The 14,951-nt window shown below is 55.8% G+C and carries 14 protein-coding genes; 11 read left to right on the top strand and 3 right to left on the bottom strand.

Annotation, left to right across the window (positions count from 1 at the left end; genetic code table 11):
- Window positions 1–52: 52 nt before the first annotated feature.
- The 9 genes from pstS (at window position 53) to lplT (ending at window position 9,344) form a co-directional block, all read left to right on the top strand.
- The gene (pstS, locus tag B9Z52_RS07180) at window positions 53–1,069 is read left to right on the top strand and encodes a phosphate ABC transporter substrate-binding protein PstS (protein ID WP_108413160.1); all 1,017 of its coding nucleotides are present in this window, start codon (window positions 53–55) and stop codon (window positions 1,067–1,069) included.
- A gap of 107 nt (window positions 1,070–1,176) precedes the next feature.
- Window positions 1,177–2,163 (top strand): phosphate ABC transporter permease subunit PstC, encoded by a 987-nt coding sequence (gene pstC / locus B9Z52_RS07175; protein ID WP_233251859.1) that lies wholly within the window; start codon window positions 1,177–1,179, stop codon window positions 2,161–2,163.
- 22 nt (window positions 2,164–2,185) lie between these two features.
- Window positions 2,186–3,034 carry a phosphate ABC transporter permease PstA gene (gene pstA, locus B9Z52_RS07170; RefSeq protein ID WP_108413158.1) on the top strand — a complete coding sequence of 283 codons (849 nt, stop codon included), beginning with the start codon at window positions 2,186–2,188 and terminating at the stop codon, window positions 3,032–3,034.
- Between the two features lie 24 nt (window positions 3,035–3,058).
- Entirely contained in the window at window positions 3,059–3,838 is a 780-nt protein-coding gene (pstB, locus tag B9Z52_RS07165) for a phosphate ABC transporter ATP-binding protein PstB (RefSeq protein WP_108413157.1), read from the top strand.
- Between the two features lie 13 nt (window positions 3,839–3,851).
- Window positions 3,852–4,550 (top strand): phosphate signaling complex protein PhoU, encoded by a 699-nt coding sequence (gene phoU / locus B9Z52_RS07160; protein WP_108413156.1) that lies wholly within the window; start codon window positions 3,852–3,854, stop codon window positions 4,548–4,550.
- Complete coding sequence (gene phoB, locus B9Z52_RS07155; protein ID WP_108413155.1) at window positions 4,547–5,242, top strand: phosphate regulon transcriptional regulator PhoB; 696 nt, start codon at window positions 4,547–4,549, stop codon at window positions 5,240–5,242. Before phoU ends, phoB begins: the two co-directional genes overlap by 4 nt.
- A gap of 15 nt (window positions 5,243–5,257) precedes the next feature.
- Complete coding sequence (phoR, locus tag B9Z52_RS07150) at window positions 5,258–6,592, top strand: phosphate regulon sensor histidine kinase PhoR (RefSeq protein WP_108413154.1); 1,335 nt, start codon at window positions 5,258–5,260, stop codon at window positions 6,590–6,592.
- 96 nt (window positions 6,593–6,688) lie between these two features.
- Window positions 6,689–8,143, top strand: coding sequence for a UDP-glucose/GDP-mannose dehydrogenase family protein (locus tag B9Z52_RS07145; protein ID WP_108413153.1), 1,455 nt, complete (start codon window positions 6,689–6,691; stop codon window positions 8,141–8,143).
- Window positions 8,097–9,344 carry a lysophospholipid transporter LplT gene (gene lplT / locus B9Z52_RS07140; protein ID WP_233251858.1) on the top strand — a complete coding sequence of 416 codons (1,248 nt, stop codon included), beginning with the start codon at window positions 8,097–8,099 and terminating at the stop codon, window positions 9,342–9,344. Before B9Z52_RS07145 ends, lplT begins: the two co-directional genes overlap by 47 nt.
- Window positions 9,345–9,369: 25 nt before the next feature.
- Here the strand turns inward: lplT and B9Z52_RS07135 are convergent, their stop codons facing one another.
- Window positions 9,370–10,662 carry a glycosyltransferase family 1 protein gene (locus B9Z52_RS07135; RefSeq protein ID WP_233251880.1) on the bottom strand — a complete coding sequence of 431 codons (1,293 nt, stop codon included), beginning with the start codon at window positions 10,660–10,662 and terminating at the stop codon, window positions 9,370–9,372.
- A gap of 34 nt (window positions 10,663–10,696) precedes the next feature.
- Here B9Z52_RS07135 and B9Z52_RS07130 point away from each other — a divergent pair, with 34 nt between their 5' ends.
- On the top strand, window positions 10,697–11,305 hold the full coding sequence (locus B9Z52_RS07130) for a hypothetical protein (protein ID WP_108413303.1): 609 nt from the start codon (window positions 10,697–10,699) through the stop codon (window positions 11,303–11,305).
- A 66-nt stretch (window positions 11,306–11,371) separates the two neighbouring features.
- On the opposite strand, the gene B9Z52_RS07125 is transcribed toward B9Z52_RS07130, so the two are convergent.
- Entirely contained in the window at window positions 11,372–13,003 is a 1,632-nt protein-coding gene (locus tag B9Z52_RS07125) for an aminotransferase class III-fold pyridoxal phosphate-dependent enzyme (RefSeq protein WP_108413151.1), read from the bottom strand.
- 56 nt (window positions 13,004–13,059) lie between these two features.
- Between B9Z52_RS07125 and asd the strand changes: the two genes are divergently transcribed.
- Window positions 13,060–13,935 carry an archaetidylserine decarboxylase gene (gene asd, locus B9Z52_RS07120; protein WP_108413150.1) on the top strand — a complete coding sequence of 292 codons (876 nt, stop codon included), beginning with the start codon at window positions 13,060–13,062 and terminating at the stop codon, window positions 13,933–13,935.
- Window positions 13,936–13,954: 19 nt separating this feature from the next.
- On the opposite strand, the gene ppk2 is transcribed toward asd, so the two are convergent.
- The gene (gene ppk2, locus B9Z52_RS07115; RefSeq protein WP_108413149.1) at window positions 13,955–14,854 is read right to left on the bottom strand and encodes a polyphosphate kinase 2; all 900 of its coding nucleotides are present in this window, start codon (window positions 14,852–14,854) and stop codon (window positions 13,955–13,957) included.
- Window positions 14,855–14,951: the final 97 nt, after the last annotated feature.

Below are 14,951 nucleotides of genomic sequence, written 5' to 3'. Positions count from 1 at the left end.
GCGGTCAATTCTTGGCCCTCTGTCTTGTGATGACCCTGAAACAGGAGTGGATATGTTGAAAATGAAATCCGTGATCGCCGCCGTGGGCCTGAGCGTTCTGGCCGCCACCAGCTGGGCTGCCGACATCACTGGCGCTGGCGCCACTTTTCCCTACCCCATGTATGCCAAGTGGGCCGAAGCCTACAAGGCTGCCACCGGCACTGGCCTGAACTACCAGTCCATCGGTTCTTCGGGTGGTTTGAAGCAAATCCGCGCCAAGACCGTGACCTTTGGTGCTTCTGACGCGCCCGTGTCGGGCGACGACCTGGACAAAGACGGTATGGTCCAATTCCCGGCGATCATCGGCGGTACTGTGCCCGTGGTGAACCTGGAAGGTTTCAAGCCCGGTGAGCTGCGCATCAGTGGCCCCGTACTGGCCGACATTTACATGGGCACCATCACCAAGTGGAACGATGCCAAACTGGCCGCTTTGAATCCTGGCAAAAACTTGCCTGACCAGTCCATCACTGTGGTGCACCGCGCCGACGGCTCGGGCACCACCTTCAACTTCACCGATTACCTGACGTCCGTCAGCAAAGCCTGGGCCGACAAAGTGGGCAAAGGCGCTGCGGTCAAGTGGCCGGCAGATTCGTCCGTGGGCGGCAAGGGCAACGAAGGCGTTGCAGCCAACGTGAACCGCGTCAAAGGTGCCGTGGGTTACGTGGAATACGCCTACGTCAAGAAAAACAACATGAACTATTTGCAGCTGCTCAACGCGTCTGGCAAGTACGTGAGCCCAGATGACCTGACCTTTGCTGCAGCAGCAGCGGGTGCCGACTGGTTCAGCGTGCCTGGCATGGGCGTGTCGATGGTCAATGCCAAAGGCAACGAGAGCTGGCCCATCAGCACCGCTTCTTTCATCTTGATGTACAAAAAACCCACCGATAAAGCTTCTTCCGATGAAGTCCTGAAGTTCTTTGACTGGGCTTTCAAGAACGGCAAAAAGATGGCTTCTGACTTGGACTATGTGCCACTGCCTGACAGCCTGACCAACCAGATTCGCAGCAAAGTCTGGTCTGAGATCAAGTGATTGTGAAGCGAAGCCCTTGAGGGCTTCCAGGCCTCTCACCCGCAAGGGCGAGGGGCCTTTTTAAAAGTACCGCGTTGCACACTGTGCAGTTGTCACAAGGAATGAATATGGGATCGATCGAAGAGGCCCGCCACGCGCCCGATCAAAACATGCTGTCCGTGGTGAAGCGTCAACGCATTCAGGACTTCTTTTTTCACAAGATCACCCTGAGCTTTTCGCTGCTGGTCTTGTTTGCCCTCATGGGCATCATCATTTCCTTGCTGATCAATGCTTGGCCGGCCTTGGCCAAGTTTGGTTTCCAGTTCATCTGGCGTGTCGAGTGGGACATCGTCAACGACGAGTTCGGTGCGGCCATCGCCATTTTTGGCACCCTGGTCAGTGCGCTGATTGCTTTGCTGATCGCAGTGCCTCTGTCGTTTGGCATTGCCCTGTTTTTGACCGAAACCTGCCCGACCGCTTTGCGCCGCCCGCTGGGCACGGCCATTGAGTTGTTGGCCGCAGTGCCTTCCATCATTTATGGCATGTTCGGTCTGTTCATCTTCGCGCCCCTGTTTGCCGAATATGGCCAGCCCGCCCTGCAATCGACCTTGGGCCAGATGCCCCTGATTGGCAAGCTGTTTGGCGGCGCCATGAACGGCGTGGGCATTTTGGCGGCGGGCATTGTGCTGGCGTTCATGATCGTCCCTTTCATCGCCGCCGTTATGCGCGATGTGTTCGAGATCGTGCCGCCCATCTTGCGCGAGTCGGCCTATGGCCTCGGTTGTACGACATGGGAAGTGGTGCGCAGCATCGTTTTGCCCTACACCCAAAAGGGCGTCATCGGTGGCGTCATGCTGGGTCTGGGGCGCGCACTGGGCGAGACCATGGCGGTCACTTTTGTGATTGGCAATTCGCAACGCTTGAGCGCATCACTGTTCTCGCCAGGGACCACCATCGCCTCGACTTTGGCCAATGAATTTGGCGAAGCGGCTGACTTTCATTTGTCCACCTTGTTCGCATTGGGCTTCTTGCTGTTCGTGATCACCTTCATCGTCTTGAGCATCGCCAAGATCATGTTGATTCGCGCAGAAAAAGCCAAGGGCACCAAGACCTGATGCCCCGCACTGGAGAAATACGATGGATCTGAAAATTTACAAACGCAGACAAGTGGTCAACCGCATTGGCTTGACTTTGTCCATGTCGGCGATGGGCTTGGGCCTGTTCGTCTTGCTGTGGATCTTGTCTGTGCTGCTGTCCAACGGCTTGGCTGCATTGGACTGGGCCATGTTCACGCAATCCACACCGGCCCCCGGCTCCGAGGGCGGCGGCTTGGCCAATGCCATCGTCGGCAGCCTGATGATGGTGTTGGTGACGGCCTTTGTCAGCACGCCCATTGGCATCTTTGCCGGGGTGTACCTGGCTGAATATGGTGACCAAAGCAAAACCGCTGAGCTGACCCGATTTGTGACCGACATCATGTTGTCTGCGCCTTCCATCGTGCTGGGGCTGTTTGTGTATGCGGTCTTGGTGGCGCAGGTGCAGCACTTTTCGGGTTGGGCCGGGTCTTTGGCCTTGTCCTTGATCGCCGTGCCTGTGGTGGTGCGCACCACCGAAAACATGTTGCGCTTGGTGCCTGGCAGCTTGCGTGAAGCGGCTTTTGCCCTGGGTGCACCGCGCTGGAAAGTGGCCACCTTCATCACCTTGCGCGCAGCCAAGTCGGGCGTGATGACCGGTTTGCTGCTGGCCCTGGCCCGCATCAGCGGTGAGACGGCACCCTTGCTGTTCACGGCTTTGAACAACCAGTTCTTCTCGACCAACATGAACGCACCCATGGCCAACTTGCCTGTGGTGATTTTCCAGTTCGCGATGAGCCCATACGACAACTGGGTCCGCCTGGCCTGGGGCGGCGCTTTGCTGATCACCTTGACGGTGTTGATCCTGAACATCTTGGCCCGCGTGTTTTTCCGCGAAAAAGCCCAAGGCTAATTTTTTGAATGGATGGAATTTCCAATGCCTGCAACGCAAAACCTCCCATTGAAGAACGCGATTGAAATTCGCAATCTGAACTTCTTTTATGGCGCCTTCAAGGGCCTGAAAAATGTCAATCTGGACATTGCAGAGAACAAGGTCACCGCTTTCATCGGCCCATCAGGCTGCGGTAAGTCCACCTTGCTGCGCACGCTCAACCGCATGTACAGCCTGTACCCTGGTCAGCGTGCCGAAGGCGAGATCAACTTTTACGGCCAGAACATCCTCGATGCCAAGCAAGACCTGAACTTGTTGCGTGCCCGTGTGGGCATGGTGTTCCAAAAGCCCACGCCGTTCCCGATGTCGATTTACGACAACATCGCTTTTGGCATCCGTTTGTATGAAAACCTCGGCCGCGCCGATATGGACGAGCGGGTGGAATGGGCGCTGACCAAGGCGGCGATCTGGACCGAGGTCAAAGACAAACTCGGGCAAAGCGGTCTGTCTTTGTCGGGTGGTCAGCAGCAGCGCCTGTGCATTGCACGCACCGTGGCGGTCAAGCCGTCGGTCATATTGCTTGACGAACCCACCTCGGCGCTCGATCCGATCTCGACCGCCAAGGTCGAAGAGTTGGTCAGCGAGTTGAAGAAAGACCACACAGTGGCCATCGTGACGCATAACATGCAGCAAGCCGCACGCGTGTCTGACTTCACGGCCTACATGTATCTGGGTGAGTTGATGGAATTCGGTCAGACCGAACAAATTTTTATGAAGCCCGCCCGCCAGGAAACCGAAGACTACATCACCGGCCGTTTCGGCTGATCAGGAGCACCCCATGGACAAACACATTTCAAGTCAATTCGATGCAGATCTGACCAACGTGTCTTCGCGCGTATTGGAGTTGGGGGGGTTGGTTGAGTCGCAAACCCGCCACGCGGTCTATGCCCTGGCTCAGTTCAGCGCCGAGGTGGCCGATCAGGTGATTGCGACAGAAAAACAAGTCAACACCATGGAAGTGGAGATCGATGCCGAGTTGGCCTCGATCATTGCCCGCCGCCAACCTACAGCGCGCGATTTGCGATTGCTGATGGCCATCTCCAAGATCACGGGTAACCTCGAGCGCGTGGGGGACGAGGCCGACCGCATCGCTCGCATGGTCAAGCAAATCTTGCATCAAGGCAGCCCACGCAACTTGCCTTCGTCCGAGTTGCGCATTGCCTCTGACTTGGCATCCGGCTTGCTGCGCAAGTCGCTCGATGCCTTTGCGCGTCTGGATGTCAACACTGCCTTGGTGATCCTCAAAGAGGATGATTTGATCGATGCGGAGTTCAATGGCTTTGTGCGCAAACTGGTCACCTACATGATGGAAGACCCCCGCACGATTTCAGCCAGCCTGGATTTGTTGTTTGTCGCCAAAGCCATCGAGCGCATCGGTGACCACGCCAAAAACATCGCCGAATTCGTGATTTATGTGGTCAAGGGTGCCGATGTCCGCCACACCGCTTTATCGGACATTGAACAAGCCGTCAAATGAGAAGCCTGCCCAGAATTCTGATTGTCGAAGACGAGTCGGCGATTGCCGAACTCATTTCGGTGAACTTGCGCCACAACGGCTTTCAGCCGGTGTGGGCGATGGACGCCGAGTCTGCGCAACGTGAACTTGACGAAATCTTGCCGGATGTGATTTTGCTCGACTGGATGCTGCCGGGAGAGAGTGGCTTGGCGCTGGCACGCCGCTGGCGCTCTGCGGCACGAACAAAGGCGGTGCCCATCTTGATGCTGACCGCGCGCGGCGATGAAGCCGACCGTGTGGCGGGGCTTGATGCGGGTGCGGATGATTACATCGTCAAGCCTTTTTCGCCACGTGAACTGTTGGCGCGAATTCGCGCTGTCTTGCGCCGCCGTGTGCCTGAATCTGCAGGCGGTTTGGTAAAAATTGCCGAACTGCAACTCGATGCCGACACCTACCGCGTCAGCTGGCAGGACAAGCCGCTGAAGGTGGGGCCTACCGAATTCAAGCTCTTGCAGTACCTGATGCGCCACCCCGAACGCGTTCACACCCGTGGCATGTTGCTGGACAAAATCTGGGGTGACCATGTGTACATTGAAGAGCGCACTGTGGATGTGCACGTCAAGCGCCTGCGCGAGTCTTTGGGAGAAGCAGGCACCATGATCGAGACGGTCCGAGGCGCGGGCTATCGACTGACGGGGTCTCCTGTGGCTTGATGGCAGGGCGACGGTATGTTTTCTTCTATTTGGCTTTTCAGTGTTGCCGCTTCGTTGCTGGCCTTGATCGGTTGGTGGTTTTCAGGATTCATCTTGGCGGTATTCTTGGTGCTCGCAAGTGCCTTGTTCACGGCAAGTTTGCTCCTTTGGAGAATTCACCGACTTGAGCGTTGGCTATCTGGTGCCGATCTGATGAGCGATGTGCCATGGTCCGGTGTGTGGCTTGAGATAGCACAGCGCGTGCAACGCTTGCTCAAGCTGCGCGACAAGCATGCCAGCATGCATGAGAAAAGGCTTCACGATTTTCTGTCAGCGATTCAAGCTTCCCCCAATGGTGTGATCTTGCTCGATGAGCAAGGACGCATCGAATGGTTCAACGACACCGCTAGTGCGCATTGGGGCTTGGACAGCAGTCGCGATCGCATGCAGCATGTGGTCCACCTTGTCCGTGACCCGGTTTTTTCCAAGTATTTTGCGCAGGCCCCGCACGATTCGGATGTGATCATTGATGGGCGATCGTTGACAGTTGCACAAACGGTCAAGTTGTCTGTTCAGTTGCACGCCTATGGCGACGGACGGCAGTTGTTGCTCAGTCGCGACATCACCTTGATGGCCATGGCCGATGCCATGCGCCGTGATTTTGTAGCCAATGTGTCGCATGAAATCCGAACCCCTTTGACGGTGCTCAGCGGTTTTGTCGAGACTTTGCAAATGATTCCACTTGAGGAATCCGAACGCCAAGAGTATTTGGATTTGATGGCTGTGCAAGCATCACGCATGCAAAGTCTCGTCGCCGATTTGTTGACTTTGTCCCAGTTGGAAGGAAGTCTGCCGCCCGGTATGGCTGAAAAAGTTTCACTCAAAGAACTGATGGCGCAGGTCGCCTCTGATGCCCATGCTTTGTCGGCAGTTTTAGGGGGGCATGACATCGAGCAGCGACAGGCTGCACATGATTTTGTATTTGAGCCTGCACCCGCATGGGCGCTGTTGGGTGTGCGTTCTGAGTTGCTCAGTGCGGTCTCTAATCTGGTCAGCAACGCTGTTCGTTACACGCCTACAGGCGGCAAGATCCATGTGTCATGGTCACGTGATGCTGAGCAGGTGGTCTTGTCTGTTAAGGACACAGGGCCGGGCATTGCACCCGAGCACTTGCCACGATTGTCTGAGCGTTTTTACCGGGTTGACCGAAGTCGTTCACGCGAGACGGGCGGCACCGGCCTGGGCTTGGCCATTGCCAAGCATGTGGCGCAACGTCATGGCGGCGAATTGCGCATTGAAAGCCAGTTGGGCAAAGGGTCCAACTTCATGCTGTCTTTGCCGATCAGCCGTGTGGAGCCTTGGGAATTTTGAGCAATTCGGATGCCATCTTGTCATCGGAGTTTCTTTTTTTTGACTTCATAGTTTCACCGTCAGTGTGAATCATCAACCTCAAATGGAGGTTGATCTATGCGCATCACAGTTATTGGCTCAGGTTATGTTGGATTGGTCACGGGAGCTTGCCTGTCTGATCTCGGATTCAAAGTGGTTTGCCTTGACAAGGACGAGACCAAAATTCGAGCCTTGCAAGAAGGTGATGTGCCTATTTATGAACCAGGTTTGAAAGAGCTGTTGGCCAAGAACAGAGCCGACGGCCGAATTCGTTTCACCACAGACAGCAACGAAGCGATTGAACACGGAGATGTCCTGTTCATTGCCGTGGGCACGCCGGCGACCGAAGATGGGTCTGCTGATTTGAGCCATGTGCTGTCGGTGGCCTCAATGATCGGGCGTCAACTCAAGGGTTTTAAGCTGATCGTGAACAAATCGACCGTGCCTGTGGGTACGGCAGACAGAGTGCGTGCAGCGATAGAGCACGAGTTGTCACATCGCGGCATGCCCACACATGTGTTTGACGTCATCTCTAATCCGGAATTTCTCAAAGAGGGGGCTGCGATCGATGATTTCATGCGGCCCGACCGAATTGTGGTGGGCATCGACGAGGGCATTCATCAGGCCAAAAGCCAGCGCATGATGGGCGATTTGTATGCCAGTTTCAACCGCCACCATTCACGCACTGTGTGGATGGATGTGCGCAGTGCCGAGCTGACCAAATACGCTGCCAATGCCATGCTGGCTGCACGCATCTCCTTCATGAATGAGATGGCCAATTTGTCGGATGCTTTGGGCGCTGACATTGATCATATTCGACGTGGTATCGGTGCAGACAGCAGAATTGGGCACAGCTTTTTGTATGCTGGATGCGGGTATGGCGGCAGTTGCTTTCCCAAGGACACGCAGGCCTTGGTCAGCACCGCGCAGGCGCATGGTCAATCCATGTCGGTTGTGCAAGCGACTGAACAAGTCAATCAACGCCAGAAATTGTTGCTGGTGGATCGCCTGGTCAAGGCCATGGGGCCGGATTTGTCGGGTCGCCGCATCGCCATTTGGGGCTTGGCCTTCAAACCCAACACCGATGACATGCGCGAAGCCCCCAGCCGTGTGGTGATTGAGCATTTGCTCTTGCGTGGCGCACGTGTGACGGCGTATGACCCGATTGCAGGACATGAAGCCATGAAGGCTTTGCGCCAAGACCTGGCAGGCCGTGAGCATTTGCTGGCGCAGTTTGCGCTGACCGATTCCGATATGCAAGCCTTGGAAGGGGCCGATGCACTGATGGTGCTGACGGAGTGGAAAAATTTTCACAACCCCGACTTTGACGGGATGAAATCAGTCATGCGAAAGCCGTTCATTCTGGATGGTCGCAATTTGTACAACCCGGAGGCGCTCAGTGAATTGGGCATGGCCTACCAAGGTATTGGCCGACGCAACCACTTGGTGCCCTTGTTGAGCTTCGATTCCGTGATCGAGCTGGCTGATGAAGCCAAGTTGCCTGCGCTTGCGCACGGCATGGCACATGCCTAAAGGTTTTTATGCCTTGATTCTGGCGCAATTCGCCAGCGGTCTGGCCGACAACGCCTTGATGATTTTGGGCGTTTTCTTTTTACAAGAGCAGGGCTATCCCGTTTGGTGGGCGCCCTTGCTCAAGTTTTCCTTCACTTTGTCGTATGTGTTGTTGGCCAGCGTGGTGGGTCCTGTTTCAGACGCATTTCCTAAAGGGCGTTTGATGGCCAGCATGAACTTGGTCAAGCTCAGCGGCGTGGTGCTGTTGGTCTTGGGTGTGAATCCTTTGGTGGCGTTCGCCCTGATTGGGATCGCTGCGGCCGTGTATGCGCCAGCCAAGTATGGGCTGGTGACCGAGACGGTTGCGGCTTCACATTTGGTCAAGGCCAATGCTTGGCTGGAAGTCTCAGTGGTGATGTCGGTCTTGTTGGGGGTGGCCTTGGGAGGGTGGCTGATCGGCTGGCATGGTCACAGTGCTTCGCTGGCCATCAGCGGTTTGAATTCGAGTGCTTTGGACGCGTTTGCGCTCGTGTCGCTGATCTATGTTGTTTCTGCATTTCTCAATGCAGGCTTGGGCACCATGGGCGCGGGCAATGTTCAGCTGCCGCTGCTCTGGCGCGACTTGCGTTGGTCAGTTTTTTGGCAAAGTAACCGTCAACTGTGGAAAGACCCTTTGGGCGGCGTCTCTTTGTATGTGACCACCCTCAGTTGGGGGGTGGGGGCCGTTTTGCAGTTTGCTGTGCTCGCCTGGGCCCAGAGCATGGCGGGTTTGACGTTGCAGCAAGGGGCGTATTTGCAAGCCCTTGTCGCGATCGGTGTGATGGCGGGCGCTTGGCGTGCATCCAAGCAATTTCAGCTTTTCAATGCACGCAAGGCGATGGTTTGGGGTTTGTTGCTTGCCGCCATCTTGCCCTTGATGACGCTGATCAGCGGGGTGGCACTGGCCATTCCCGTTTTGCTTGCAGCGGGTTTTTCGGGGGGCATGCTGCTGGTGCCGATGAATGCGTTGCTTCAGCACCGAGGTCAAAAAATACTCACTTCAGGGCGCTCGATTGCGGTTCAAGGATTCAACGAAAATTTGAGCGTGTTGGTGATGCTTGGAATCTACAGTGCTTTGCTGGCTGCAGGCATGCGTTTATGGAGCATCATGCTTTTGTTGACTGTCCCACTTTTGGCGGCTGTCTTGCCGTTGGGCATGAAGTTTTGGAGAAAATCTGCTTGAGCCGACCCTTCAAGGCCTCTGGAGTTCAGGATTTTCCAGCTTCATGAAGGGTCATGCGGAATATTTTTTCGACTTGATGCGCAATTTCTTGCCAATCCCATTGAAGGCTTCGCGCGCAGTTGAACTGCCGAGCTTGATGCAAAACGTCTGGCGTCGTGGTGATGGCCAGTGCCGTTTGAATGAACTCTTGGGGACTCTCGCTTCGAACCAGCCAGCCGTTGAGTGTGTCTTCTACCAGCTCTGATGCGGCGGCACAATCAAAGGCTAAAACCGGTGTGCCGCAGGCGAGCGCTTCCAAGGTCACATTGCCGAAAGTTTCCGTCAGGCTGGGGAAAAGAAACAGGTCAGAATTGGCATAGAGCGACGCCAGTTCATCGTGGGTGCACATGCCCATGAAAATCGCATCAGGGCAGTTGTTTTCCAATGTCGCACGGTAAGGACCATCGCCTGCAAACACCAATTTGACCTTGCGTTTTGCCTGTTGCAAGGCCTTGTAGGTGCTGATGATCAAGTCAAGGTTCTTTTCCGGTGCCAAGCGGCCTACAGACAGCAAGACCATGGTCGAGTCATCGGCATGCCATGTATCGCGAAATGCTTGGCTTCTGCGCGCGGGATGGAAAATCTTGGTGTCTACACCGCGTGACACGACGCGTAAATTTTGAAAGCCCGACGCCTCCAGTTCAGCTTTCAAGGCGTGGGTGGGCACCATCGTGCAAGCTGTGCGGTTGTGAAATTTCCGCAGGTAAGCCACGATGGGCTTGCTCAGCCAGCCGATGCCATAGTGTTTGCTGTAACTGTGAAAATTGGTTCTGAAATCAGAGGTCACTGGAATGCGCAAGGTGTGCGCAGCCTGCACGGCAGACCAGCCGAGGGGCCCCTCTGTGGCGATGTGGATCAAGTCCGGTCGCTGATGGCTCCAGGCCTTGATGAGGGCTTTTTTGCTGGGCAGGCCCAGCTTGAGTTGTGGGTACCTCGGGATGGGGAGACCGCGCAACAGCAGTTCGGACCAACCCAAACTGTCTGATTGCCGCTCATGCTTGTCCTGTCTGGGGCGGATGAGTTGGATCGTGTGACGGCGTTGATTCAATTGATGGACCAATTTCGACAGTGTCAGTGCCACCCCGTTCACTTCGGGTGGCCAAGTTTCAGTCACCACAGCGATACGCAGTGATTTGTTCTCGGGTTCAAAATTCTCGACCACGATCTGATCATTTTGTGAATGTTCCATGGCACTGATCGTGAAGCGGACATTTAACAACTTGATGACAAAAAAGAGTTTTTGAAAGCCTGTCATCGTTTTTTCACACCCTTTCATCATGATTGACACACACATTCAATGAGAGGTGACTTTTGTGAAAGATTTTCTGGAAGCTTTGCGCACTCAGCGCTGGGATGACCACCGCTACTACCACCACTGCCGCATCAACCAGTCGCTGCACTTGCTCAGCGCCATGAGTTTTGTGGTGGCTTATGGCATGTTGTTCATCGATCCTGCGGTGGCCGCTTTGATCGCTTGGCTGGTCTCGATGACTTCACGCCAATCGGGTCACTTTTTCTTTGAGCCCTTGGGTTATGACCATGTGAACCAAGCGACCCAAGATCACAAGGAAGAGATCAAAGTGGGCTACAACTTGCGCCGCAAGGTGGTGTTGCTCAGCGCCTGGGCTTTGCTGCCCTTGGCCATTTATTTGAAGCCTGGTTTGTTGGGCTTGTTGCCTGTGCACGAAGACTTCGCTGGCTTCTTGCACGCGGTGGGTTATGCCTGGCTGTACTTGGGCGTGGCGGCTTTGTTGTTCCGCACGACGCATTTGTTCTTTCTCAAGGATGTTCAGACGGGGCTGGTTTGGATGACCAAAATTTTGACCGATCCCTTTCATGACATTTACCTGTACCACAAAGCCCCTTTTCAGTTGCTCAAAGGTCAGCGGTTTGAACATGTCGAAATGCGCACTTCGCTTTGACGGTGCCCTGAATTGATCCCGGCACGACAAGAAACGTCAGGGCGAAAGCCCTGACGTTTTTTTAACTCAACGGAACAGGGTTTCTTTCAGGATGCGGCGGCGAATGGCTTTGTTGGTCAATTCGGGGCTGTGCCACCACCAGCCATCTTGCTGCATCTGCTGACAGGCCTGCACAAACTTTTGCAGCACAGCATCAAACGCAGCATCGTCATAGTTGAGACTGAAAATCAAACGCCCCGTGCCCACCCAACTCAGAGCCAAACCATGCAGCCTCAGGTAGTACTGCAGCATCCAGTTGTAGCGGCTGGGCTGCGTGTAAAACAGTGTCCAAACACTCGACATGTTGGCCGCCTGCAAGGGGATGGCGTTCGCTTGCATGGTGTCGTTGAAGCGCTTGGCGCGGGCATTCCAGCGGTCATCCAAGCCTTCATAAAGCTGGGTGACCTCGGGGGTTTCCAGTTGGTCCAGAAATGCCGACATCGCGCCCATCACGGCCGGGTGGGCGTTGAAGGTGCCGCGTGCAAAGCAGATGTCCGCAGGGCGCTTGGCATCAAAGCGGTGCATCCAACGCTGTTTGCCGCAGACCACGCCCACAGGGAAGCCGCCGCCCAATGTTTTGCCATAGGTGACCATGTCGGCTTGCACGCCAAAGTAGGCTTGTGCGCCCCCTGCTGCCAGGCGAAAGCCCAGAAAGACTTCGTCAAAGATCAACACGATGCCACGCTCTGTGCAGACTTTGCGCAGTTGGTGCAGCCATGCGGTGTAAGCCTGGCGGTCGTAGGCGGCGCGTCGGCTGCTGTCGACCAGGGTCGAATCGCCAGGGGCATTGGCATTGGGGTGCAGAGCCTGCAAGGGGTTGACCAGCACACAGGCGATGTCTTTGCGGGTGCGCAAGACATCGAGGCTGCGTTCGTTCATATCGCTCAGGGTGTAGGTCTCGCGCGGTGGCATGGGGTTGCCGGGGCCGGGTTGAACATCCTCCCACCAGCCGTGGTAAGCGCCACAAAAGCGCACGATGTTTTTGCGCCGTGTGTGGTAGCGCGCCAGGCGCACCGCTTGCATGACGGCTTCGGTGCCCGACATGTGGAACGACACTTCGTCCATGCCCGAGATGGCTTTGAGCCGCTCGGCATTGCTGGCCACGCAAGGGTGGTACGCGCCCAGCACAGGGCCAAGTGCTTGTGTTCTGGCCAGGCCTTCGGCCATGGTTTTTTTGTAGAAGTCGGCACCGAACACGTTCACGCCGTAAGAGCCGGTGAGGTCGTAGAAGACCTCGCCGTCCAGATCGGTGACTTGAACGCCTTGGGCCGATTGCAAAAAAGAGCCGACTTTCAGATGTTCGCGCACCAGGGGGCTGAACTGGAACGGCACCCGGTATGCCGCGATGAATTGCATGTCCGAGATGTTGTCACGGGCTTGCGCGGTGGCCTCGATGCTCAAGCGGTGGCGTGTTTGCAGGGTTTGAGCGAGCTCAAAAAATGCAGCACGGCGCGTGGCTTGAACCGATGCGGGCGCACCGTCACAGCCAAAAAATTGGCTTTCGCCAAAGCTGTAGCCCGGCAACCAGCGTGCCAGGCGTTTGGCCATGCGCGAGTGCCCAGCCAAAGAGCGGTGCTTGGCACGCGACAACTGGATGCGCTGCCGAATTGCGGGTGCCAAAGCTGCCAAAGCGCCCAAACTGATCCATGTGGAGTTCACGGTAGATGTCCTTGTGTCAATGAAATTTCTTTTTATTCAATTTGAGTGACAAACGTATGAAGATACAAAAACATTTCCAAAAATGGCTCTTGCAAGAAGACCTGAACTTTTTGTTGACCAACCGCATTCCGCGCATCACCTTGACGCGGTTCATGGGGTGGTGGAGCCAAATTAGAAACCCCTGGGTGGCCAAAGCGTCCATCGCGGTGTGGCGCTTGTTCACCGATCTGGACTTGAGTGAGGCGCGGAAAACCCAATTTGCAAGCGTTCACGAATGCTTCACGCGCGAGTTAAAGCCCGGAGTGCGCCCCGTGGACCCGGATATGTCGGTGCTGACTTCGCCTTGCGACGCCATCATTGGCGCCTGTGGCGAGATTCGTCAGGGTCAGGTCTACCAAGCCAAAGGCTTTCCCTACAGCTTGCAGGCCTTGCTGGGCGAATCCGAGATGGCCAAAGCTTGGCCCGCTGCGCTAGAGGGCGGCAAGTTCGTCACCATGCGCCTGACCAGCAGCATGTACCACCGCTTTCATGCGCCGATGGACGCGCAGCTGGCGCATGTGACGTACATCTCTGGGGATACCTGGAACGTCAACCCGATTGCTTTGAAGCGCGTCCAGGCCTTGTTTTGCAAAAACGAGCGGGCTCTTTTGCACATGAAGTTGGCCGATGCAACACCGATCTTGCTGGTGCCTGTGGCGGCTGTGCTGGTGGCCAGCATGCGTTTTCATGCGCTCGATGTCTTGCTCAACTTGCGCTACAAAGGCCCCAACGAAATCCCTTGTGATGCGCATTACAGCAAGGGACAAGAGATGGGCTGGTTCGAGCACGGCTCGACCATTTTGCTGTTTGTGCCGCCGGGTTTTGAGTGGGTGGACGGTGTGGGCACCGGTCACCCCATCCGCATGGGGCAGGCCTTGTTGAAGAGGGTATGACCGCAGCAGGCCGGTCGTTTCAGTATTTTTCTGGAACGATCATGTCCTGTGGGACGGGGTGTCGAATGTAGTCCGGGTTGCGCACGCGCCCTGGCAGATTGACTTGGGTGTGTTCGATCTCGTGATAAGGCACTTGGCCCAGCAGGTGGTCGATGCAGTTGAGACGGGCCTTTTTCTTGTCCACCGCTTGCACCACCCACCAAGGCGCCTCGGCAATGTGGGTGCGCTCGATCATGGTTTCCTTGGCGCGGGTGTAGTCTTCCCAGCGGCGGCGGCTTTCCAAGTCCATGGGGCTCAATTTCCACTGTTTGAGCGGATCGTGGATGCGGCCCAAAAAGCGGGCATGTTGTTCGTCGTCGGTGATGGAGAACCAGTACTTCACCAGCTGAATCCCACTGCGCACCAGCATTTTTTCGAACTCAGGCACGGATCGGAAAAATTCTTCGTATTCTTCGTCGTTGCAAAAGCCCATGACGCGTTCAACACCCGCGCGGTTGTACCAGCTGCGGTCAAACAGCACGATTTCACCGGCGGCGGGCAAGTGTGAGATGTAGCGCTGGAAGTACCACTGGGTTTTTTCACGGTCGTTGGGTGCGGGCAATGCGGCCACGCGGCACACGCGGGGGTTCAGACGTTGGGTGATGCGCTTGATCACGCCGCCTTTGCCCGCCGCATCGCGGCCTTCAAACAAGATCACCATGCGGTGCCCCGTCTTGACCACCCAGTCTTGCAGCATGACCAGTTCGGATTGCAGACGCAGCAGCTCACGGAAATACTGCACGCGTTCGCTCGCCAGTTCAGAGCTCGTATGGGTCAGTCGATCATCCAACTCCATTTCGAGTTCTTCATCCAGGCTGTCGAGCAGGTCTTCGCGCAATTGGCGCATTTGCGCTTCGGTGATGCTTGTAGTGTGGGTCATACGCAGTGGTTCAAAAATATTGAAATTCACTCTGTCATGGCAAGGTGTCAATTTGATGACATTTGAAAATGATCGTTGCGAAATTGTCATGACACTT

Source organism: Limnohabitans sp. Jir72 (assembly GCF_003063575.1).
Lineage (GTDB): Bacteria > Pseudomonadota > Gammaproteobacteria > Burkholderiales > Burkholderiaceae_C > Limnohabitans_A.
This window is presented reverse-complemented; position numbering and strand designations above follow the sequence as displayed.

What these genes read in the sequence shown, in the direction of transcription:
- B9Z52_RS07145 (WP_108413153.1), top strand. Translation starts at nt 6,689, where the DNA reads ATGCGCATCACAGTTATTGGCTCAGGTTATGTTGGATTGGTCACGGGA.
- phoU (WP_108413156.1), top strand. Translation starts at nt 3,852, where the DNA reads ATGGACAAACACATTTCAAGTCAATTCGATGCAGATCTGACCAACGTG.
- lplT (WP_233251858.1), top strand. Translation starts at nt 8,097, where the DNA reads ATGAAGCCAAGTTGCCTGCGCTTGCGCACGGCATGGCACATGCCTAAA.
- pstS (WP_108413160.1), top strand. Translation starts at nt 53, where the DNA reads ATGTTGAAAATGAAATCCGTGATCGCCGCCGTGGGCCTGAGCGTTCTG.
- B9Z52_RS07135 (WP_233251880.1), bottom strand. Translation starts at nt 10,662, where the DNA reads ATGATGAAAGGGTGTGAAAAAACGATGACAGGCTTTCAAAAACTCTTT.
- asd (WP_108413150.1), top strand. Translation starts at nt 13,060, where the DNA reads ATGAAGATACAAAAACATTTCCAAAAATGGCTCTTGCAAGAAGACCTG.
- phoR (WP_108413154.1), top strand. Translation starts at nt 5,258, where the DNA reads ATGTTTTCTTCTATTTGGCTTTTCAGTGTTGCCGCTTCGTTGCTGGCC.
- pstC (WP_233251859.1), top strand. Translation starts at nt 1,177, where the DNA reads ATGGGATCGATCGAAGAGGCCCGCCACGCGCCCGATCAAAACATGCTG.
- pstB (WP_108413157.1), top strand. Translation starts at nt 3,059, where the DNA reads ATGCCTGCAACGCAAAACCTCCCATTGAAGAACGCGATTGAAATTCGC.
- phoB (WP_108413155.1), top strand. Translation starts at nt 4,547, where the DNA reads ATGAGAAGCCTGCCCAGAATTCTGATTGTCGAAGACGAGTCGGCGATT.
- ppk2 (WP_108413149.1), bottom strand. Translation starts at nt 14,854, where the DNA reads ATGACCCACACTACAAGCATCACCGAAGCGCAAATGCGCCAATTGCGC.
- pstA (WP_108413158.1), top strand. Translation starts at nt 2,186, where the DNA reads ATGGATCTGAAAATTTACAAACGCAGACAAGTGGTCAACCGCATTGGC.